This is a genomic window from Acinetobacter gyllenbergii CIP 110306 = MTCC 11365, assembly GCF_000413855.1.
GTDB lineage: Bacteria > Pseudomonadota > Gammaproteobacteria > Pseudomonadales > Moraxellaceae > Acinetobacter > Acinetobacter gyllenbergii.
On sequence record NZ_ATGG01000007.1, the window covers coordinates 20,803 to 42,917 of the forward strand.

Sequence of the window (22,115 nt, forward strand, 5' to 3'; positions counted from 1 at the left end):
ATCAATCCTTAAAGCCCAAAGCGGCGTCTGATTTTGCCGAAAAATTTATTTAAAAAACCTTGTTGTTCAATTGTTTGTTCAGTCGTTTCGATTCGTAGGTAATGACTTTCTGAAGCAGGGATAATACCGCCATTGTCAGAAATAATGCAGGCAGCGATAAATTGTTGAACCGTTTGAATAGGAAGTTTTAATTGTGTTGCAACTTGATAGAGTTGGGCTCCTTGTATAAAGCAAGCAGAAAGCAATAAAGTGGTTTTACGGTCAGTGCCTTGAGCTGGCTGTGGCCAATATTCAATTTTGTAGTATTCATTTTCATTTGGGGCTAAACGCTGAAACTCGAGTGAATGCCAAAACAGGTTCCATAACCAATCTTGCAAGTTATATTCAACTTTGCGAGAAACTTTGGTGAAGTTTGAGGTGGTCGCAAATTCATATTTAAAACTATGGTTGGTTTGTGTGTGGGTACGGGTTGGTTCTAGCCATGCAATTTGACTTCGCGTATCAATAATGGCCAAAGTACCGTGGTCATCAAACAAATGCAGACGGGCATTTTCAGGATTTAACATGTCCGTTAAATATTTTTCATTGATGGCATTATGTGTCGAGGTCGATTCGATCTTGGGTTGTTGCGCTTGTTGATGGGTGATATAGCTTAAAAGGCGAAGATGAATCCAGTTTTTTAATGCATCCGTATGCTGAAAAGGTAAGTAAAGGGTATTGTGTTCTTCAATATGCTGTGAGCCTTCTCCTTTTGCAATTTTTAAGCAGGGAAGTTGTTTTTTTTCTAAAATGCGTTGAATACCTTCGGTTTCAAAGAAATTTTCATTTATTAATAATAAATCGATATTCGGATCGGCAATATTGATCCAGTTAATGCCAAATTCATGAGGTATTGTTTTTCTAAGCTCTATTTTTAACTCATCTGAAACTTTTAAACTTATACCTGAAATTGCGATATTGATGCAATGTCCATTCATAGTATCACTTTAATATTTTATAAAATATTGGACTGCATAAAATTAGTCTAATACTAAAGACTAATAATAGACCGCTTGCATATTTATATTTTCTTATTGTGAATAATAAGAAGATAATAAATATACAAGAAGCCTAATATATTAAGTAATTTGAAACTTAGAATTAAGCAAAATCTAATTCTTTTTCAAATGTTTTTAATTCGTGGCGAGCCATCGCAAGGTTAGATTTACTGCGATCGAGTACGAGATAGAGGAACAGGTTGCCATTGCTTTCTAGAGGGCGGATTAAGTGATATGCCTTACCCAGTGTGATCAGAATATCTTCAATGTCATCGTTAAGTTTCAGCGAGTTAGCTACACGGCGTTTTGCTCGAATAACTTCGGTATTACCCGCAGCCGCCAGTTCTAAGTCGATTGAGCCCCCACCTTGGGTCGCTAGCGCCAAGCCACTTTCTGTATCTACTAATGCTGCTGCAACGAACCCATCAATATTTGTTAAGCTTTCTAATGAAATTTTAGCCATGATTTTATCTCTACTAATACATCTTTGTTTATGAATTTATATTCGCCACTTCTGTTTTTGATTAGTTTTCAAAAGTAGTTAATCTCATTATAGGAAACTCTTTTATTAAATCAATCATACTTTAAAATAATTGAATTGACTGATTTGCTAGTAATTGACAATTTTTGTCAAACAAACAAATAAAAATACTAATTAAGGATTGAATTTTATTTTTAATGTGATTTTATTCACATTAATATTGGGTTTTAATAGTTAGCTTTGATTGTAAATAAATGTAAATTATTTTTTATTAATATAGGTAAATTCATATTTTAAATAAAATTAAGGCAATAATAAGTCTATGATAAAGAAAGTAATCATACCTTCTTTATCATTTAAACAATGAGATTAAACCGAAACTAATTGGCAATATGAACAATACAAAAAGATCAGAATGACCAATGCCACGATTGGTGAAACGATATAGGCCCATGCAGGAGTTTCTGGCGTTTCTACCTCAGCAACAGGTGTATGGTCAGGCGTAATCGGTTGTGCTTGATGGACCATTTGATTGAATTCTTGCATGGTTGCTTCGAGTGATACTTCTTGTTGAATAACTGGCTTTGAACCGAGTAACTCGGGCAACTGATTGGTCGACCAGACCCAGTCTTCCGCCTGTCCAGACAAATGTTCGATTTGGCCCAATAACAGTTCTGTCAGTCCGGTTTGACCAAAACTACCTGTTTGGTCAAGCTGCTTAAGCTCGGTCAGTTGCAAAGTAAGGACATCTGAAAGGTTGTTCTCCAATTCAGCGCTTTTAAGGGCTGACTGATTATGAGCTGAAGTGGTAAGATGGCGAGCAATTTCTTGAATATATAGCGGATCAGCTGTTTGAACTTCTTGATACAGTTTCTGTGGATTCTGCTTCCATAGACTAATCAGTTGCCCAAGGGCCAATACGTTGACTTCATTTATAAACGCTTGTTTTTCTTTAGGAGAATATTGACCAAAAAGTTGTGGTTTTTGAATTTTAATTTGTTCAGCAAAATATTGAACTAAGTCAAATGCCATCGTGCCTATCCTCGCTTAATCTAAAATTCTTAGTGAAGGTTTCTTTTTCGTTGTCTCAGTTTCTTGCTTTGTTTCTTCAACCGATGTTACAGCCGTTTCTTCAATTTCGGCATATTCAGAAGGATCGAAAAATAGGCCTTGACCATTTTCTCTGGCATAAATCCCCAGTACGGCACGAATCGGCACATAAATTTCTTTTGCGACACCACCAAAGCGTGCAGAGAAGGTAATGGCTTCATTACTCATGTGCAGTTGATGAATGGCATGTGGAGCAAGGTTTAAAACAATTTGACCATCTTTCACAAATTGTAGTGGTACATCAGTATGCGGTTGTGTCGCATCCACTAATAAATAAGGGGTGAGCTGGTTATCGCAAATCCATTCATAAATGGCACGAGCAAGATATGGGCGTGTAGGCGTAAAAGTTATTTGCTCAGACATAATTGAAAAACTTATTAAATCGTAGAAATCAAATCATTGTAGCTGTTTTTTTCTTGAGCTGTCATTGATTTAATGAACGATGGTCGGCTAAAGATACGATGACAATACAAGAATATAGGTCGACAGTGCTGTGCAGGGAGTTCAACCCCCATACTTTTGAGCCGTATAAAGAGCGGGGCTAGCATACAATCAAGAATTGAAAATGTTTCCGACATAAAATAAGGGAAATGTTGAAACAGCGGGGTGAGTGAAATCAAAGTATCTCTCAGTTCTTTCTGTGCTTTCTGTTTTTGTTTTGGGTCTAAACTATCGACATGTTTCAGCATATGGTCAGCAAGTTGGAACCAGTCTTGTTCAAAGCGCCAGATATATTGACGTTGTTCTGCACGCGCCATCGGAGCATCAGCATAGAGTTTATTCTGGCGATAGCGGTCATCTAAATATTCAGCAATGACATTGGCAGAAAACAGTTTTAGATTCTGCTCAATTAACATCGGAAGTTGATTATAGGGATTAAGATCAGCCAAATCCTCATCCTCATGATCAGTAATAATCAGTTGGTATTTGATTTGTTTTTCAGCGAGTAAAAAACGAATCCAATGGGAACGGAAATCATCTGCATGGCTATAAAGCGTAATGCCTTGGACGGGGGTTGGGGGATTTTCTAGAGACATAAGTCCAAAAAATTATGGTTGACTGTTTAGAATACTAAAATTAACGTTGGAAATCACTTAAAGCTGAACAATATGCTTGTTACAGAATAGATTTATGATTCAATTAGTTCAAAGAGAGAAGAAGGGAATGGAACGATATTACTTTACTGTGCTGTGTAGCGCGTTATTGCTCGGTGGTTGTGCAAGCTCAGTGCCCAAGCCAGCAAGTGTTGTATCATCAGAAGAAAGTGGAGCAGCTACAGATGTCGCGATTGCTGCGGCTGTTGATCAGGATGACTCACAATATGGTGGAATAAAACAACAGTATGTGGTCAAAGGTTGTAAAGTGACGATTTATAACGATGGACCAATCCAAATGGTGAATGAAAAAACTGACCAACCCTGTAATGCACCGATTCCTAAAGATCATCAGTTTTCGAAAAGCACTAAAACCTATCAGCAGAATGGCTGTACGATCACGGAATTTGCTGCAGCCGATGGGATGGGTGATGCCATGATGGATTGTTCTAAAAAGAAATAACGAAAAGTAGGCTATAAAAAAACCTCGGATAAATCCGAGGTTTTTTGTCCAATTCGTAAAACGATTAACGTTTAGAGAATTGAGGACGTTTACGAGCTTTACGTAAACCAAGTTTCTTACGTTCAACTTCACGAGCATCACGTGTAACGAAACCAGCTTGACGAAGAGCAGGTTTTAAAGTTTCGTCAGAAGCGATCAATGCACGAGTAATACCGTGACGGATAGCGCCTGCTTGACCACCAATACCACCACCTTTAACAGTGATGTAAAGGTCAAATTTTTCAGTAACTTCTAAAAGCTCTAAAGGCTGACGCACAACCATACGAGCAGTTTCACGACCGAAATATTGCTCAAGCGTACGGTTGTTAATTACGAGTTTACCTGTACCAGCTGATAAGAAAACACGTGCAGTTGCGGTCTTACGGCGACCTGTACCATAATTAGTAGCCATGTGCTGTATCCCTTAGATGTCCAAAACTTGTGGCTGTTGAGCAGTATGAGGATGCTCAGTACCAGCGTACACTTTCATTTTTTTGATCATTGCATAACCAAGAGGACCTTTTGGTAACATACCTTTAACAGCTTTTTCTAAAACTGCTTCAGGTTTGTGAGCAATTAACTTCTCGAAGTTAGTCTCACGGATACCACCAGGGAAACCAGTATGGCGATAATATTTCTTATCAAGCGCTTTTTTACCAGTCACTTGAACGTGTTCAGCATTGATCACAACGATGTAGTCACCAGTGTCAACGTGAGGAGTATAAGAAGTCTTGTGCTTACCGCGTAAACGACGAGCGATTTCAGTCGCAAGGCGACCTAAAGTTTTGCCAGAAGCATCAACAACATACCAGTCGTGTTGAACTTCAGCTGGCTTAGCGCTGAGAGTTTTCATTTAAACCACTACCTATTATAGTTGGTTTGGACGGTGAAATCTGTCCAAACAAAAGGAGACCGAATTCTACACGGTTTTATAAAAGCACACAAGAAAAATTAGCCTGAGACGCCAGAATTTGCTGCAATGTGACCGATTTGGGAACTAAGGCGCCCTTTATTGATGGCAACATTATTTGCCTTGTGAGAGCGTTTGATTTGTCCTATTATTTTTCTAGCAAATGTTTGAAATAAATAGAAGTATTAAGCTTTTCTGCTGGGGAATTTGATGCGGTTGTCGTTTTCTACAAAAATTGTTGTCGTCACCTTATTGATCGGCGTTTGTTCAACACAAACTAATGCACGACGACTTTACAAATGGGTAGATCAGACCAGTGTGACCAACTATTCTGAATTTCAACCCAAAGAGGGAACCAGTCGTAAACTTGAGGTGCTGGAAAGTCGAGGCAATGACCATGTAGACCCAGCGATGGCTGTCACTACAGAAATGAAAGCGATTGAAATTCCTGTTGACCAAATGAATCTGCAAGGACAAAGCTCAAATACAGCGGCGCAAGTGGTTCAACCTGCAACCGCACAGACCGTGGTCAAGCAAGGGTCAATCGCAGCGCCATATATACGCCCAGTCAATACAGTGGTTGCGCCAACGACTGTAGAGAAGAAAGAACCTCAACAGTCACAAGCAGCGACCACCGTTGAAAAGAAAGAAGTTGTTAATAATCCATTGGCAGATAAAGCTGCCAGTGCTGTTGTGGTTACTGAGAAAAAAGAAGAAGCAGTGGTGGTACAGGCTGAGAAAAAAGTACAGCCCAAGATCAATCCATGGACACGTAAGGTTGAGTTCGTACCTTCTAATCTTGTTCCGCAAAACCTGTCTAAAGCACCGCCAACTGAGCGCTGAGGTATCTGCTTGATTGAGCGGGTAAAATAATGTTTTATGAGCGTGAATCCAAATAAAGAAGAGTCATGATATTGCGCGTTAAACAGTTTTTTTGGGGCTGTCTATTCGGTTTTGTAGCAACCTATGTGGTGCTGGTGACCTCGTTCTGTAGTTATTACGGTTTCAGTGGTATGGTTGGTGTGGCTTTAGTGAGTATGTTCATGCATTTCACTCCTTTTCCATATCTGCTTTATTTCGCAGGTGGACTGATTTTTTTATTCATCCCGGCACAGCGTTTTCCCCATATTCATCGTCAGCTGTGGAAATGGCTTTTTATTGCCATTGTTGTGGCGGTGCTTTTAATTTTCTTTTCAGAAATTGCCCATCAGCTCGGCTGGTTAAATGCCGAGTTTCATCTGCCACGAAAAGCTGAAGACTAGATTTCTGACCGGAAACATTGCGAAGTTTATATAACCTTAAGTTAGGCACTTTTTCGACAGGATTTTACGAATTTACAATGCGGTGCGATGACATTTTCTTTTGCATTGGTTCGAGAGCATAGACAGGGATGGCGTTTAAACTATATTTATAAAAATGTAGGCTATACTGTATTTCGATTTTGGTTACACTAGAGCGAATCAAAAAGATTGGCGATACCTATGCTCCCTTTATATGTCACTTCAGGTGAACCTGCAGGAATTGGCCCAGACATCTGCCTGAGTTTGGCAGCGCGTATCGATGAACGCCCTGTGGTTGTGCTTGCCGATATGCAGATGTTGCAGCAACGCGCCAATCTTTTAGGTATTGATGTTGAACTGATTGCTTATCAAGGACAGACTGAATCTAGTTTGCAGGGACAACTTTTTGTTGAGCATGTGCCTTTATCCAACACAGTTTTTTTAGGGCAGCTAGATTCAGCCAATGCCGCTTATGTGTTGGAACAATTACGTCGTTCAGCCGATTATGCGATGTCAGGTCAGAGTGTGGGTGTGGCTACAGCGCCTGTACAGAAATCAATTATCAATGACGCAGGTATCGCATTTAGCGGACATACCGAATATTACCAAGAGTCCGCAGGTGTGGATCGTGTGGTAATGATGCTGGCAACGAAAACATTAAGGGTTGCCTTAGCGACGACACACTTACCCTTGCGGGATGTGCCTGATGCCATTACTAAAGATCGTTTGCAGCAAGTGATTGATATCCTCATTCACGACTTGAAAAGCAAATTTAAAATCACTGCCCCTCGTATTTTAGTCTGTGGTCTGAATCCGCATGCAGGTGAGGATGGTTATTTAGGTCGAGAAGAAATCGAAATCATTAATCCTGTGCTGGAAAGTTATCGCGCACAGGGGATTAACATGAGTCTCAGTTTACCTGCGGATACCTTGTTTACCCCAGAAAATCTAAAAGATGCCGATGCTGTTTTAGCGATGTATCACGATCAAGGTCTACCTGTGTTAAAATCACAAGGCTTTGGTGAAGCAGTTAACATTACATTAGGCTTGCCCTTTATTCGAACTTCGGTCGATCATGGTACAGCACTTTCTCTTGCAGGCACTGGACAGGCAAAAGCATCAAGCTTGCATGTCGCAGTGGATTTAGCCTTATCTATGGCCTATACATCGATATAACTGATGAATTAAAAAAGAACATAATTGAGTGTTGATATGAGTTTTGCTTTGGAGCAGATGAAACACATCCGCTTTGCTGGTGTGCAATGGCTTTGCATGAGTCGGATCACTAAATTTGCTATGATGCTGGCGGCATTTATGTTGTCAGCCTGTTCTTCTACTCGGGTTGAACATAGTCTTTACGACTTAAAGATTCTATCATTGCAAATTCCACGACAATCGGCAGATGTTGTCGTCTATGCTAGCCCAACAGGCGTAGAGAGCCTAAAACGGAGTCAGGAGAAATTTAATCTGGCTTTGGATGCTATGAACGCAAAATATCCGAATCATAACGGTATGAATAAAATTCTCAAGGATGCGAGTACAATCAATGCTAATATTGATTTGCTTGTGAAGCATCAAGACCAGATTGAAGCCTTACAAAATTTCGATTTATACCTACAGGAAAATATTCCTGAAATTCAGGCTGAATATAATCTGCTGACCGATCATCTAACGCGATTAAACTATCCGTCATCTCAAGTCATTATCGCAAAAAACCAAGTTTTTGTAGCTGAGCGTATTCTTCGCTCAATGCATAAAGTAACTCTGGGGGATAAGCATCTTGTTGAGAATATAGATGATTTTTTTGCTGATCTGGAAACATTTAATCTTTACCTAGAAGCACAGCTCAAAGGGAATCCTGAATTAGGTGTGACGCGTGTTAAAGATGTGGAAGGGCGTGAGAGTTTGTTGTCAATTCAAGAGAGTACTCAGGAAATCTTGGCATCTAGAGAGCTTAATCTACTGAGTAAACGAGAATTTCTTTCCATGGTCTATAAAGCTGCTAGAGAAAATTTGACCAAGTCAGATGAACTTTTTAATGGTCTGAATGAATTAATGCTTAATACGCAATCAGGGCAATAAATTTATGTGGAGAATTTTATGTATCAAATTAATGCCCTAAACCCTAAAGATGAAGGGCATCAGGCTCGAAAACGTTTTGGTCAAAACTTCTTACATGATCAACGTGTGATTGCTAAAATTGTACGCTCAGTGAATCCGCGTGCGGGCGAAAATATTGTCGAAATCGGACCAGGTTTGGCGGCATTGACTTCACCTTTGATTGGCGAGTGTGATGCGTTGACCGTGGTTGAGCTAGATCGCGATTTGGCTGCTGGTTTACCGGGTCGTGTGCCGCATCCTGAACGTTTGACCATTATTGAAGCTGATGCTTTAAAATACGACTTCACTCAGTTGTTCCAAGAAGGTCGCCCACTTCGTGTGGTGGGGAACTTACCCTATAATATTTCAACGCCTTTGTTATTCCATCTCTTGGAGTTTGGTGACAAAGTGAAAGACATGCACTTCATGTTGCAAAAGGAAGTGGTTGATCGTATTACGGCAACACCAAACACCAAAGAATATGGCCGTTTATCGGTGATGATCCAGTATTACTGTAAGCCTACTTTCTTGTTTGAAGTGCCACCAGGCTCATTTAATCCGCCACCAAAAGTGACGTCAGCGGTTTTCCGTTTAGAACCCTATGACACTAAACCGATTGTGGCAAAAAATGAGAAAGCATTGGCGCGTTTAGTGGGGCATGTGTTTACCCAACGTCGTAAGACCTTACGTAATAGCTTAAAAGGCATGTTGGTTGAAGATGGCTTTGAGAAAGCGGGTGTAGATCCAATGGCACGTCCAGAAACGCTGAGCTTGGCTGATTTTGTTGCGCTTTCTGATCAGATGGTGGCTTGATGTCTAAGCGCTATAACTACGTTATTGGTGATGTACAAGGCTGTTTCGAAGCACTGAAAGCATTGCTCAAAGAAATCCGTTTTGATCCAGACCAAGACTTTTTATGGTTTGCGGGTGATCTGGTTGCACGTGGTGAAAACTCGGTGGGCGCATTACGCTTTATTAAAAAGCTGGCTGATCGTGGCGCTGCAGCAACCGTACTGGGTAATCATGACCTGACCTTGATTGCTTGTGCACGCGGGTTTAAAAAGGCCAAAGACAAAGATCATACCCAAGAAGTAATTGATGCGATTGATGGTGATGAGCTGATTGATTGGTTGCGTAAACAGCCATTGAGCTTATCTCCGAATGCACAGACCTTGATTACTCATGCAGGTGTACCTTGTATCTGGAATACCGAAAAAACGGTGACATTGGCACAAGAAGTCCAGCAGGTAGTGGGTCATGATGATCTCTCGGTTTTGGATGGTTTTCTTGCCGAGATGTATGGTTCACAACCTGATCTATGGTCAGATGAGCTGACGGGTATGGCTCGCTTACGCTGTATTACCAATTATCTGACCCGTATGCGTTTAACTGACGCAGCAGGCCGTTTAGAATTTGATTTTAAAGATGCTTTAGATGCACCGATGCCAGTAGGTTTTCAGCCATGGTTTGAGTTTGAAAGTCAGGCAGCACAAAGTCATCAATTGATTTTCGGACATTGGGCAGCTTTGCAGGGCAAGACCATTAGCGCTCAAATTCAAAATGTTGATGGTGGCTGTGTTTGGGGGCAGCAATTGATGGCATTTCGTTTGGAAGATCAACACATGTTTGCGGTGGATAATCCTTTGGCTTGATCAGCCTGTAATCTCTTTTAAATGCCCATTTTCATATTGAAATCGGGCATTTTTTATTTTCTGACTGTCAAAAAACTGTCATAGACTGATCATTAAAGTGTCAAATAATGTTTTTAAGCTGAAAGCATGAAAATAACGACACAAATGGATGGCGATATGCAAAGTACATACGCGACATCTCTATTCAAGCAAGAGTTTCCTGAAAATTTTAAATTTTACTTTAAAAGGAAACAACTCAAAAATAAACAAGATGAATTGTCTGAGCTTCGTGATCTGGTTCGTCCCCGTCTCCGAATCGCCATTGTAACCGAAACATGGCCACCAGAAATCAATGGCGTGGCGCTGTCGATGATGCAGTTGTGCCAAGGTTTGCAACGACTTGGACATAAGATTCTATTGGTACGACCAACCCAAAAAGCAGTCTGTACCGAATTTCACCCCGAACAAGAATGTTTGGTCATGTCACAGCCGATTCCGAAATACCCAAGTATTCAGTTCGGTTGGCCGCAATATATTAAAGTGTCTAAAGCCTTTGAAAAATTTGCGCCAGATGTGGTGCATATTGTGACTGAAGGGCCTTTGGGTTTAACCGCCTTACAAGCAGCGAAATCAAGGAAAATCGCAGTTTCCAGTGGTTTTCATTCTGCCTTTCATGACTTTAGCCGCTTCTTTGACTTAGCTTTCTTGGTTAAGCCGATTCAGCGCTATTTAACGTGGTTTCATAACAGTACTGATGTGACCTGTGTGCCAAGTCAATATACCGAACAAGCTTTACGTGGCTTCGGTGTGACTTGCCCATTGGTGGTGGTTGGACGCGGTGTAGATACCGAAAAATTTTCACCTAAGCATCGTTCACAACAGCTCCGCCAACAATGGGGTGTCGATGCTGATACCCGAGTGATGCTGTATGTCGGGCGCTTATCACCTGAAAAAGAAGTCGACGTGCTGATCAAGAGCTTTCACGCATTACAGGCCCAACAAGGCAAAAATAGCAAATTTGTGATTGTCGGTGATGGCCCAGATCGTGTCCGTCTGGGCAAGATGGCACAATCAGATGACATTATTTTCATGGGCAGTCTGAGTGGTCGTGAACTCTCAGCCGCGTATGCCAGTGCTGATGTATTTGCCTTTGCCAGCCAAGCCGATACGTTTGGAAATGTGGTCTTAGAAGCAATTGCCAGCGGCTTAGCGGTGGTGGCTTATGATTATGTCTGCGCCCATCAGCATGTACAACCGAATGTCACTGGTTGGTTGAGCCCATTGGGACAAACAGATCATCTCATTCAATCGATTTGCCAATTACCTGCCTTGCCGCAATTACGACAAATGGGCTTATTGGCCAGTGACAGTGTGCAGCAAAGTAGCTGGCAGTTTCCCGTACAACAATTAGAACAAGCATTGTATCAAGTCGTGAGGAGTCTCCCATGACCGCGACTTAAGCTACTCTCAAAAAGAGGAGAAATCGTATGAATTTTCAAAATGCAAAAATAAAAATACTCGATTTAGATTTAAAGGGCTGTGTTTACCTCAATCATCTGTCTCAGTCACAACGAATCGCTTTATTTTTTAAAACGATCAGTCGTTTGGGGGATGGGCCATTTTGGTATGTGATGTTGTTGTCTGTATGGGCAATGCAAGGTCTGGCATACGGGCTGCAAATATTGTATGTGATTGCGGCAGGCTCTGTCGGAACCTTGATCTATAAGTTTTTGAAAAACAAAACCACACGACCGAGACCGTATCAAGTACATCAGGTGATTGTCTTGGGCGAGCGACCGTTGGATCACTTTAGCTTTCCATCAGGTCATACTTTACATGCGGTCATGGTGACGATCACATTGGGCTATATTCAACCCTTATTATTGTTATTGATGCTGCCATTTACGATTTTGGTTGCCTTATCTCGAATGGTACTCGGCTTGCATTATCCAAGTGATGTGATTGTGGGGGCGATGATAGGTGCATCGGTTGCCAGTGGCATTATCTTATTGGCTCCAACGGCCAATATCGCTTTATAAGGTGTTTTATCTTGAATTTAGTGACAGAACACTATCTCTTAATTTGTATGATTTGTTAAAGTACGCTCAATTACACTCATTTATTTAGGTTGTCATATGGGCTTACGTTGGACAGATACGATTGATATTGCGATTGAACTCACCGAAGCGCACCCAGATGTAGATCCACAATGGATTCGTTTTACCGATTTACATGCATGGGTATGTGCTTTGCCTGACTTTAGTGATGACCCAAATAAGTCAACTGAAGGTTTGCTTGAAGCCATTCAAATGGCATGGCTAGATGAAGTTCGTTAAAAATTCGTCAGAAAACGCTTAAGTTTTGCATATTCAAGCTGATTATTAGCGATGACATCGGTATAATGCGGCAAATTTTTTAGTTTAAACCATAATAGGAGTCAATCATGGCGATTGAACGTACTTTATCTATCGTAAAACCAGATGCAGTTTCTAAAAACCACATCGGCGACATCTTTGCTCGTTTCGAAAAATCAGGTTTGAAAATTGTTGCAACTAAAATGAAACACCTTTCTCAAGCTGATGCTGAAGGTTTCTATGCTGAGCACAAAGAACGTGGTTTCTTTGCTGACTTAGTTGCATTCATGACTTCTGGTCCAGTGGTTGTTTCAGTTCTTGAAGGCGAAAATGCAGTTCTTGCTCACCGCGAAATTTTAGGCGCTACAAACCCTAAAGAAGCTGCTCCAGGCACAATCCGCGCTGACTTCGCTGTAAGCATCGACGAAAACGCTGCTCACGGTTCTGACTCAGTTGCTTCTGCTGAGCGTGAAATCGCTTACTTCTTTGCTGATAACGAGATTTGCCCACGCACTCGTTAATCCAAAGTATTCAAGCCAGATAAGTGGTATACTACTTATCTGGTTTTTTATTTTTTATAGATTGAGTTGTGCAAATAATGCACGGCTATTTTTAGCGCTGATATTGTTTAGGTAAATGTACATGAGTTCTGCAGTGGTCGTTTCATCAGAAAATTTAGATGAAAAACAACAGTCTGTTTCTACGCCTGTCGTTCATGCTGCCGAGAAAAAAGTAAATTTACTTGGCATGTCTCGAGCTGAACTAGAAAAATTCTTTGAAGATTTGGGCGAAAAAAAGTTTCGCGCAGGTCAGGTCATGAAATGGGTGCACCAATATTTTGTGACTGATTTTGCTGAGATGAGTAATATCTCTGGCAAATTACGTGAAAAACTTGAAAAGATTTGTGAAATTAAAGCGCCTGAAGTGGTGCATCGTAACTACTCGAAAGATGGTACCCGTAAATGGGTATTCCGCGTAGGAGATGGCGAAGGTTCTCTGGTCGAAACCGTCCTGATTCCTGCCGAAGATAAAACAGGTGCACGTAAAACCTTGTGTATTTCATCACAAGTGGGTTGTGCGCTGGATTGTTCATTCTGTTCGACAGGTAAACAGGGTTTCCAACGTGACCTGACACCTGCAGAAATCATTGGTCAGTTGTGGATGGCGAATTATTCCTATATGGAAGATGTGCCAGTCGCTGAACGCGAACGTACTGTGACCAATGTGGTGATGATGGGGATGGGTGAGCCTTTACTCAACTATGATGCTGTACTCAGTTCCATGCAATTGATGCTGGACGACTTTGCTTATGGCATGTCAAAGCGCCGTGTGACCTTATCGACATCGGGTGTCGTACCGAAAATTGATCAGCTGGCACAGGACATTGATGTCGCTTTGGCGATTTCATTACACGCGCCAAATGATGAACTTCGTAATGAATTGGTGCCGATTAATAAAAAATATCCATTACAGCAATTAATCGCGGCTTGCCAACGTTATCTCGCTAAAGATGGTAATGAAAGCTCACGTCGTCACGTGACCATCGAATATGTGATGCTCGATGGTGTGAATGACAAACCTGAGCATGCACAGCAGTTATTAAAACTGTTAAAAAATCTACCGAGTAAGATCAATCTTATTCCATTTAACCCGTTCCCGCATGCGCCTTATGGTCGTTCGAGCCGTAACCGAATTATTGCCTTCCAAAAAACTTTGTCGGATGCAGGATTTGTGTGTACGATTCGTCAGACACGTGGCGATGATATTGATGCTGCGTGTGGACAATTGGTAGGACAGGTCGCTGACCGTACTCGTCGTGCCGAACAATGGAAAAAGAAAGTGGCGCAACGACAAGAAATTTTGCGCACACAAGGATAATACTTGGGGAAAGGCGTTGAAGATCACTCGAACAAAAACGATTATAAGCACGGCTGTTGGGTTTATTTTATTGAGCTTAACCGCGTGTCAATCGACATCGACAGCATTAAAAAAAGATCCAGAAAAAGCTGTGCAAGTGCGTACTCAACTTGCTGCCGAATATATTCGTAATCGTGATCTGGATTCAGCCAAGCGTTCGCTTGACGAAGCCCTAAAAGTTGATTCTCGTGATGCCAATGCCAATATGATGATGGGCATTTTGCTGCAACAAGAGGGCAGCGCCAGTAATATGGAAAAAGCAGAGACTTATTTTAAGCGGGCAATTTCTGCAGAACCAGACAATGCGCAAGCGCGTAATAATTACGGTACATATTTGTATCAACAGCAACGCTATAATGAAGCGATTGAGCAATTTACCCGTGCGGGTGCAACTTTAGGCTATGAACAACGGTTTCAGTCGTTGGAAAACCTAGGGCGAATCTATTTAAGATTGGGCGATGTTGCGAATGCTGAAAAATCATTCAAACAGGCGCTACAAGCGAATCGAAACGCAACCATTTCAATGTTAGAGTTGGCGGAAATTTTCTATTTGCAACAAAATAATAGAGATGCATCGCAACTATACGAACAATATGTTCGTAATGTAGGACAGAAAAACCAAGGTGCTCGGGCACTTTGGATTGGTTTACGCATTGCTCGAGCGAATGCGGATCAATTAGGAATGCAAGTGTTAGTCAATCAACTGCGCGCACTCTTTCCTGATAGTCCAGAATATCAACGTTATTTGCAATTACAGTACAGTACTGAGGCCGTATGGAAATAAATCCAAATTCACATCAGCCAACTGGCACAACCTCGCCATCGTCAACCTTAGGAAATATTCAACGACCTGGTGAGTATTTGCGTCAAATTCGTATTGCACAAAAGAAAGAAATTGAAGAGATTGCAAACGTATTGAATATGCCTGTCAAAACCTTGACAGCATTGGAGCAAGATGATTATAAATCATTGCCAGAAGCGACCTTTATCAAAGGCTATTATCGTGCTTATGCAAAGCATTTAAATGCAGATGCCAGTGCGATTATTCAGCGTTTTGATGAAATTTATGTTAATGATACTGGACTGAAAGCCAGCCATGCCTTGAATAATTCTCCAATTAAAATTATGGGGAAATTATCAGGCTCGAAAAGCGTGCGTAACCGGATCTGGTTAAAACGCATTGCAATCGTGGCGGCTGTTGCAGTTTTAGCGTGGTTGGCAGTTATGGCGGTGCAGAATTGGACATCAGGCCATAAAGATGAAGATGATGTGCCAAAGATCAAAAACTCGGATGTTCAGATTTTGCCGATGGGGAATACCACTACGGCAACATCTGGTGACCAATTGGTCTTGAATTTTAATCGACCAACTTCTGTGCATATTGTCGATGCAACAGGTAAAGTATTGGCAACAGGTCGTCAAGCATCGACGTTGACTTTAAGTGGCGAATCGCCATTTCAAATTCGTTTAGATGATGCGACCGCAGTAGCATTGACTTTAAATCAGGAGCAAATTTCGTTGTCTCCATATACGGTCAATGGAAAAGCAGAATTCCGTTTGTCTCGTTAATGCCAAAGAGTAGAGCTATACGATGATTGTGAATCCAATTAAACGCCGTCCAACACGAAAAATCCGTGTCGGTTCGGTGTATGTCGGTGGTGATGCCCCGATCAGTGTTCAAAGTATGACCAATACTGAAACCTGTGATGTGGATGCAACTGTGGCGCAAATCCAGCGCTGTGCAGATGCAGGTGCGGATATCATGCGTGTTTCAGTACCGTCAATGGAAGCCGCAGAGGCGTTTGGCGCGATTCGTAAACGCGTTTCTGTGCCATTGGTGGCCGATATTCATTTTGATCATCGTATTGCTTTAGCGGTTGCGGACTACGGCGCAGACTGTTTACGGATAAACCCAGGCAATATCGGTTCGGATCAGAAAGTGCGTGAAGTGGTTGCTGCGGCAAAACATCATGGTATTTCGATTCGTATTGGGGTGAATGCGGGGTCTCTGGAAAAAGACTTGCAAGTGAAATATGGCGAGCCAACAGGGCAGGCCTTACTTGAATCGGCAATGCGTCATATCGACATTCTCGACCGTTTAGACTTCCATGAGTTTAAAGTGAGTGTTAAAGCATCGAATGTGTTTCTGACCATGGATGCTTATCGCTTATTGTCTCAACAAATTGATAATCCACTGCATTTGGGTGTAACTGAGGCAGGGATTTACCGTACGGGTACAGTCAAATCAGCAATTGCTTTGGGTGGACTGTTGATGGAGGGTGTTGGCGATACCATGCGTATTTCGCTAGCGGCTGAACCAGAAGACGAAATTAAAATCGGTTTTGATATTTTAAAATCCTTGGGCTTACGCTCAAACGGGATTAACTTTATTGCTTGTCCAAGCTGTTCACGTCAGGAATTCAATGTAATTCAAGTGATGCAGGCTTTGGAAGAGCGTTTAGAAGATATCCGTACCCCGATGGACTTGTCTGTGATCGGATGTAAAGTGAATGGTCCAGGTGAAGCGAAAGAAGCTGATATCGGGATTGTCGGTGCGTCACCGCGTTCACTGGTCTATCGAAATGGTGAGAAGAGCCATTTAATTGATACAAATCAGCTGGTTGATGAAATTGAAACAATGGTTCGTCAACGTGTTCAAGAGCTTGAAGAAGCAAAATCTAAAGTTATTATTCGTAGTTCATCATGAGTTCAATTGTCGCTATCAAAGGTTTTAATGACACCCTTCCAACGCAAACTGCGGCTTGGAGAAGTCTGGAACAGCAACTTGCATCGTTAATGGATGCATATGGTTATCAACAAATCCGTTTGCCAATCGTTGAGCAAACCGGTCTATTCAAGCGTGCCATTGGCGATGCGACCGATATTGTTGAAAAAGAAATGTATACCTTTTTCGACAAAGGTACACCGCCAGAATCACTGACCTTGCGTCCTGAAGGAACCGCAGGTTGTGTACGTGCGATGTTGGAGCATAACTTGCTGCGTGGTGCGACACCACGAGTCTGGTACCTCGGGCCAATGTTCCGCTATGAAAAACCGCAAAAAGGTCGTTATCGCCAATTCCACCAATTTGGTGTGGAAACTTTTGGTGTTGCAACGCCGGATATCGATGCTGAAATCATTTTAATGACCGCACGTTTATGGAAACGTATGGGTGTGGCAGAACATGTGCGCTTAGAGTTAAATACTTTAGGTGAAATCGATGAACGTGCAGCCTATCGTGCAGCCTTGGTTGAGTTTTTAAGCCAGCACAAAGATGCCTTGGATGAAGATTCACAACGCCGTTTAAGCACCAATCCATTGCGTATTCTGGATTCTAAAGTTGAATCAACGCAAAAGATTTTGGAAAATGCGCCGAAGTTGCATGATTTCTTAAAAGAAGATTCCATCAATCACTTCCAACAACTGCAACAATATCTGACGGATGCAGGAATTGAGTTTGTGATTAACCAGAAACTGGTACGTGGTTTGGACTATTACAACAAGACTGTATTTGAGTGGACCACCACCATGTTGGGTTCACAGGGTACCGTATGTGCTGGTGGTCGCTACGATGGTCTGGTTGGACAGCTTAAAGGTAAAGCGGATCAATCAGTGCCTGCAGTCGGTTTTGCCATGGGGATGGAGCGTTTACTGTTATTGGTTGAACAGGTTACGCAAGTCAAAGATGCCCGTGATTGTGAAATCTTTTTATTGGCTGAACCTGCATATCAAGCCAAAGCCTTGGTCTTGGCTGAACAAATCCGTGATCAGTTAGAAGCTGCAAACAGTTCGCTTCGTTTAAAAACGGGATCTCAAGGCAGTATGAAAAGCCAGATGAAGAAGGCTGATCAATCAGGTGCAACCTATGCGGTAATCTTGGGCGAGCGTGAGTGGGAATCTCAACAGCTATTGGTGAAAGCGCTTGCGACAGCTGAGCAATCACAAGTTGCGCTCACTGAATTGACGCCATTTTTTATCGAAAAATTTAAACAATAAATTGCAAAATTTAGGAAAAGGACAATCACATGAGTTTAAGTGATGATGAACAACTCGACCATTTAAAGTCGTTTGCCAAAAAATATGGTTCTGCAATGATTAGCGGAATTCTCATTGCCTTGATTGCCTTTTTCGGATGGGAATATTGGCACAAGAAAAACCTTGCCGAAGCCCAGAACCAAACGGCGAAGGTACAAAAGTTGATGGATGAGGCGAAAGCGGCATCAGGTCAACCGAATGCCTTTGCCAGCTTATCTGAAACAGCAGATAAAATTGTGAAAGATGATGCAGACTCTGCTCAGGCGATTCAAACACAATTTATCATGGCGAAACTTGCCTATGACAAGCAAGACTATGCTGCTGCTGAAAAAGCTTTGAAGAAAGTTGAAACTTCAAAAGTTAAAGATGCAGGTTTATTGCAAATTGTTAAATTACGTTTGGCTGATGCACAATTAGCGCAAAGCAAATATGACGAAGCGTTAAAAACTTTAACGAGCGTGACTGATCCTGCGTTCAAGGCGAGTGCTGAAGAGCTTCGCGGTGATATTTTCGTTGCGAAAAAAGACAACGCGTCTGCGCGTAAAGCGTATCAAAGTGCATGGGATAACCTGCTCGAGCGTAAACAAGAGCGTCAGCTTTTACAAATTAAACTCGAAAGTGTTGGCGTTTTAGTAGATGATCCTGAGTTTGAGCGCCCGATCTTAGATACCAAAGTGGATGAGTCTTAATGCAGAATAAACTAAAACTACCTTTGGCAATTGCAATTGCTTCAGCTTTACTCGTTGGTTGTTCAAGCAATAAAGTAAAAGAAGCAAAACCGAATCCATTGCCAAAGATCACACAAGAACAAAATTTAAGCCTTGTGTTTTCACAAAGTGTTTCGTCTACCGATGCTGCTGAAGCGTTACGCTTGCAGTTAGATACAGACAATGGTGTGATTTTTGCGATTGACCCAGATGGTCAGGTTTCTGCATACAAAGGTAAACAGCGTCTTTGGAAAAGTAAAATCACCAAACAAGAACTTACCGCAGGTGTTGAGGCGGGTGAAGGGATTGTAGTGAGCGGCAATCGTAAAGGACAGTTATTTGCTTTAGACCAAGCGACAGGTGAGCAAAAATGGACTGCGAAATTGTCGGGTGCCATTCTATCTCCATCGCTGATCCAGTCGGGTCGTGTGATTACCATTGCTAATGATGGTACGGTATTTGCGCATGATGCAGCGACAGGACAACAGGTTTGGGCGTATAAACTACCGAATGTTCAGTTTAGTTTACGTGGTCAACCTGCACCTGTCAGCTTGGATGAGCGTACCGTGCTGATTGGTTCTGCCAATGCCTATGTTTATGCACTGGATATCATCAGTGGTGTGCCGCGTTTCCAACGTCGTGTAGCGATCAGTGAAGGTCGTTCTGATATCCAGCGTTTAGTCGATGTGGTGGGTGATCCTGTGGTATCAGGACAATATCTGGTAACCACCAGTTTCCAAGGTCAAGTCACCGTGACCGATCTTGCGACACAGCGTGTGGTGTGGAGCGAAGATGCCAGCAGTACCAATAGTGCTGAAGTCGCAGATGATAAAGTCTTCGTTGCGACGACAGATGGCAAGTTGAATGCGTATAACTTAGCAACAGGTGAGTTGGTTTGGCAAAATGAAGAATTGCTGAATCGTAAACTCAGTAATCCTGTCATGTTAGGACAAAATCTGGTCGTGGGTGATTTGGATGGCGTGCTTCATCTCATCAATCCTGCTTCAGGTAAGTTGATTGGCCGTGCCAAAACCAGCGGTGAAGTGCGCTCATTGCGTGTGATTGACAATCAGCTCTATGTTGCGACACGAAAAGGTGCATTAACCATTTGGCAGAATCGTTAATTTTGTCTTAGCTTGTGGTAAAATGCACAATTAGCTATGGCTAATAAAACAATGATCGGGGGTTTTGTTTAAACAAATCCCCGAATTTTTATTGTGATTACTTGATCACCAAAATCTTCCATACTGTTTCTGATACGATGTCATCAACGATGGCTCGTCTGAATTAAGGTTAATTTATGAAACCCGTTATTGCGCTTATTGGTCGTCCAAACGTCGGAAAATCAACGCTATTTAACCAAATCACCAAAAGTCGTGATGCTTTGGTTGCTGACTTCGCTGGTTTAACTCGTGACCGCAAATATGGCGATGCGGTTTTTCAAAATAAGTCGTTCATTGTTGTCGATACCGGTGGTATTGGTGAGAATGAAGGCGGCATTGATTCATACATGGCAGAGCAGTCAAAAACCGCCATCCATGAAGCAGACATCATTGTGTTTGTTGTGGATGCACGTGCTGGCTTATTGGCATCAGACGAACAAATTGCCCGTGAACTACGTACTCTCGGTAAGAAAGTATATCTAGTCGCCAATAAAGTTGATGGTGTTCATGCTGAGGCTGCATTGGTTGAGTTCTACAAGCTCGGTATGGGTGAGCCCTTACAAGTTGCTGCGAGCCACGGACGTGGTGTTCAGCAAATGCTTGAAGATGTGTTGGCTGAAGTCCCAGAAGATGAAAATCCAGAAGAACATGATAAAGCAACAGGTTTACGTTTAGCGATTATTGGTCGTCCAAACGTGGGTAAATCAACTTTGGTTAACCGTCTGTTGGGTGAAGAGCGTGTCGTTGCATTTGACCAACCGGGTACAACACGCGATTCAATTTATATTCCATATGAGCGTGATGGCCGTCAATATACTTTGATCGATACAGCGGGTGTACGTCGTAAAGGTAAAGTCGATGAGATGATTGAGAAATTCTCGATCGTGAAGACGCTACAAGCAATTAAAGATGCACATGTGATTGTGGTGGTATTGGATGCCCGTGAAGGTGTGGTTGAACAAGATTTACATTTGATTGGTTATGCACTTGAAGCTGGTCGTGCCATGGTGATTGCGATCAACAAATGGGACAACATGACCGAGTATGATCGTAAGCAATGTAAGTTGGATGTTGACCGCCGTTTTGACTTTATTCCTTGGGCCAAGGTGCATTTAATCTCAGCGTTGCATGGCACTGGCGTAGGCGATATGTACCCAACCATCCATCGTGCTTATGATTCATCACATTTAAAAGTTTCGCCTGCGAAACTCACTCAAATCTTGAATGATGCAACTGAAGCGCACCAACCGCCAATGATTGGTGGTAAACGTATTAAAATGCGTTATGCGCATATGGGTGGACAAAACCCACCAACCATCGTGATCCACGGTAACAAGGTGGATAAGACACCTGCGGACTATCGTCGTTATTTAGAAAACGTATTCCGTAAAGTGTATAAACTGGAAGGGACACCTGTTCGTGTTGATTTCAAAACATCGGATAACCCATTTGAAGGACGTAAATCTCAAGTTGATGAGCGTGTAGCGGCACGTAAACGTCGTTATGTTCAGAAGTTTAAGAAAGCGGAAAAGAAATTCAAACGTTAAGCCAGTATAAATGATGAAAGGCCCAAAGATTGCTTTGGGCTTTTTTGATTGAATTGTTTTATTAATTAATTTAAATAATAATGAAAATTGTTTAGATGTTTTGAATAAAAGTGCATTTAAATTTATTTTATTTAAGTTATTGAAATATAATAAAAATTATTTTTTGTTAAATGTCGTGCTAGTGCTATAATGCCACCGCAAAATTTCCATTATTTGTATATTTTTTAAACTAAACTGGATCGTGCAT

The 22,115-nt window shown here is 41.8% G+C and carries 26 protein-coding genes; 19 read left to right on the top strand and 7 right to left on the bottom strand.

Going from position 1 to position 22,115, the window contains the following annotated elements; all coding sequences use genetic code 11:
* Positions 1–8: 8 nt before the first annotated feature.
* The 5 genes from F957_RS17570 to F957_RS17550 form a co-directional block, all read right to left on the bottom strand.
* Positions 9–977, bottom strand: coding sequence for a hypothetical protein (locus tag F957_RS17570; protein WP_016540734.1), 969 nt, complete (start codon positions 975–977; stop codon positions 9–11).
* A 163-nt stretch (positions 978–1,140) separates the two neighbouring features.
* Entirely contained in the window at positions 1,141–1,500 is a 360-nt protein-coding gene (locus tag F957_RS17565) for a roadblock/LC7 domain-containing protein (protein ID WP_004802620.1), read from the bottom strand.
* Between the two features lie 387 nt (positions 1,501–1,887).
* On the bottom strand, positions 1,888–2,550 hold the full coding sequence (locus F957_RS17560; protein ID WP_016540733.1) for a hypothetical protein: 663 nt from the start codon (positions 2,548–2,550) through the stop codon (positions 1,888–1,890).
* Positions 2,551–2,565: 15 nt separating this feature from the next.
* Complete coding sequence (locus F957_RS17555; RefSeq protein ID WP_016540732.1) at positions 2,566–2,991, bottom strand: ClpXP protease specificity-enhancing factor; 426 nt, start codon at positions 2,989–2,991, stop codon at positions 2,566–2,568.
* A 14-nt stretch (positions 2,992–3,005) separates the two neighbouring features.
* A complete protein-coding gene (locus F957_RS17550; RefSeq protein WP_016540731.1) occupies positions 3,006–3,665 on the bottom strand; it encodes a glutathione S-transferase N-terminal domain-containing protein in 660 nt (219 codons plus the stop codon).
* A 127-nt stretch (positions 3,666–3,792) separates the two neighbouring features.
* Between F957_RS17550 and F957_RS17545 the strand changes: the two genes are divergently transcribed.
* Entirely contained in the window at positions 3,793–4,185 is a 393-nt protein-coding gene (locus F957_RS17545; protein ID WP_016540730.1) for a hypothetical protein, read from the top strand.
* A gap of 64 nt (positions 4,186–4,249) precedes the next feature.
* Here F957_RS17545 and rpsI read toward each other — a convergent pair whose 3' ends face one another.
* Entirely contained in the window at positions 4,250–4,636 is a 387-nt protein-coding gene (gene rpsI / locus F957_RS17540; protein ID WP_004652544.1) for a 30S ribosomal protein S9, read from the bottom strand.
* A gap of 12 nt (positions 4,637–4,648) precedes the next feature.
* Positions 4,649–5,077: a 50S ribosomal protein L13 gene (gene rplM, locus F957_RS17535; RefSeq protein ID WP_004802631.1), complete on the bottom strand. Its 429-nt coding sequence runs from the start codon at positions 5,075–5,077 to the stop codon at positions 4,649–4,651.
* Positions 5,078–5,344: 267 nt separating this feature from the next.
* Here rplM and F957_RS17530 point away from each other — a divergent pair, with 267 nt between their 5' ends.
* The 18 genes from F957_RS17530 to der all read left to right on the top strand — a co-directional run bounded on the left by F957_RS17530 (position 5,345) and on the right by der (position 21,868).
* Entirely contained in the window at positions 5,345–5,977 is a 633-nt protein-coding gene (locus F957_RS17530) for a hypothetical protein (RefSeq protein ID WP_016660147.1), read from the top strand.
* 65 nt (positions 5,978–6,042) lie between these two features.
* Positions 6,043–6,396, top strand: a complete 354-nt coding sequence (locus F957_RS17525; protein WP_016660148.1) for a hypothetical protein — start codon at positions 6,043–6,045, stop codon at positions 6,394–6,396.
* A 219-nt stretch (positions 6,397–6,615) separates the two neighbouring features.
* Positions 6,616–7,590: a 4-hydroxythreonine-4-phosphate dehydrogenase PdxA gene (gene pdxA, locus F957_RS17520; RefSeq protein WP_016540727.1), complete on the top strand. Its 975-nt coding sequence runs from the start codon at positions 6,616–6,618 to the stop codon at positions 7,588–7,590.
* A 36-nt stretch (positions 7,591–7,626) separates the two neighbouring features.
* Positions 7,627–8,496 (top strand): type IV pilus biogenesis protein PilJ, encoded by an 870-nt coding sequence (locus F957_RS17515; RefSeq protein ID WP_016540726.1) that lies wholly within the window; start codon positions 7,627–7,629, stop codon positions 8,494–8,496.
* Between the two features lie 18 nt (positions 8,497–8,514).
* Positions 8,515–9,327: a 16S rRNA (adenine(1518)-N(6)/adenine(1519)-N(6))-dimethyltransferase RsmA gene (rsmA, locus tag F957_RS17510; RefSeq protein WP_016540725.1), complete on the top strand. Its 813-nt coding sequence runs from the start codon at positions 8,515–8,517 to the stop codon at positions 9,325–9,327.
* Entirely contained in the window at positions 9,327–10,166 is an 840-nt protein-coding gene (locus tag F957_RS17505; RefSeq protein WP_016540724.1) for a symmetrical bis(5'-nucleosyl)-tetraphosphatase, read from the top strand. Before rsmA ends, F957_RS17505 begins: the two co-directional genes overlap by 1 nt.
* Positions 10,167–10,322: 156 nt before the next feature.
* On the top strand, positions 10,323–11,594 hold the full coding sequence (locus F957_RS17500) for a glycosyltransferase family 4 protein (RefSeq protein ID WP_016660149.1): 1,272 nt from the start codon (positions 10,323–10,325) through the stop codon (positions 11,592–11,594).
* 38 nt (positions 11,595–11,632) lie between these two features.
* The gene (locus F957_RS17495) at positions 11,633–12,184 is read left to right on the top strand and encodes a phosphatase PAP2 family protein (RefSeq protein WP_016540722.1); all 552 of its coding nucleotides are present in this window, start codon (positions 11,633–11,635) and stop codon (positions 12,182–12,184) included.
* 96 nt (positions 12,185–12,280) lie between these two features.
* Positions 12,281–12,481, top strand: a complete 201-nt coding sequence (iscX, locus tag F957_RS17490; RefSeq protein WP_004652532.1) for a Fe-S cluster assembly protein IscX — start codon at positions 12,281–12,283, stop codon at positions 12,479–12,481.
* Between the two features lie 107 nt (positions 12,482–12,588).
* Complete coding sequence (gene ndk / locus F957_RS17485; protein ID WP_004652531.1) at positions 12,589–13,020, top strand: nucleoside-diphosphate kinase; 432 nt, start codon at positions 12,589–12,591, stop codon at positions 13,018–13,020.
* 121 nt (positions 13,021–13,141) lie between these two features.
* Entirely contained in the window at positions 13,142–14,377 is a 1,236-nt protein-coding gene (gene rlmN, locus F957_RS17480; RefSeq protein ID WP_016540721.1) for a dual-specificity RNA methyltransferase RlmN, read from the top strand.
* Between the two features lie 16 nt (positions 14,378–14,393).
* On the top strand, positions 14,394–15,200 hold the full coding sequence (gene pilW / locus F957_RS17475) for a type IV pilus biogenesis/stability protein PilW (protein WP_016660150.1): 807 nt from the start codon (positions 14,394–14,396) through the stop codon (positions 15,198–15,200).
* Positions 15,191–15,985 (top strand): helix-turn-helix domain-containing protein, encoded by a 795-nt coding sequence (locus F957_RS17470; RefSeq protein ID WP_016540719.1) that lies wholly within the window; start codon positions 15,191–15,193, stop codon positions 15,983–15,985. Before pilW ends, F957_RS17470 begins: the two co-directional genes overlap by 10 nt.
* 22 nt (positions 15,986–16,007) lie before the next feature.
* Positions 16,008–17,123: a flavodoxin-dependent (E)-4-hydroxy-3-methylbut-2-enyl-diphosphate synthase gene (ispG, locus tag F957_RS17465; RefSeq protein WP_016540718.1), complete on the top strand. Its 1,116-nt coding sequence runs from the start codon at positions 16,008–16,010 to the stop codon at positions 17,121–17,123.
* Positions 17,120–18,412, top strand: coding sequence for a histidine--tRNA ligase (gene hisS, locus F957_RS17460; RefSeq protein WP_016540717.1), 1,293 nt, complete (start codon positions 17,120–17,122; stop codon positions 18,410–18,412). The genes ispG and hisS overlap by 4 nt, the downstream gene beginning before the upstream one ends.
* 29 nt (positions 18,413–18,441) lie before the next feature.
* Positions 18,442–19,140, top strand: coding sequence for a YfgM family protein (locus F957_RS17455; RefSeq protein ID WP_016540716.1), 699 nt, complete (start codon positions 18,442–18,444; stop codon positions 19,138–19,140).
* Positions 19,140–20,282, top strand: a complete 1,143-nt coding sequence (gene bamB, locus F957_RS17450; RefSeq protein ID WP_016540715.1) for an outer membrane protein assembly factor BamB — start codon at positions 19,140–19,142, stop codon at positions 20,280–20,282. Before F957_RS17455 ends, bamB begins: the two co-directional genes overlap by 1 nt.
* Before the next feature lie 176 nt (positions 20,283–20,458).
* Positions 20,459–21,868 carry a ribosome biogenesis GTPase Der gene (der, locus tag F957_RS17445; RefSeq protein WP_016540714.1) on the top strand — a complete coding sequence of 470 codons (1,410 nt, stop codon included), beginning with the start codon at positions 20,459–20,461 and terminating at the stop codon, positions 21,866–21,868.
* The last annotated feature ends 247 nt before the right edge of the window (positions 21,869–22,115 follow it).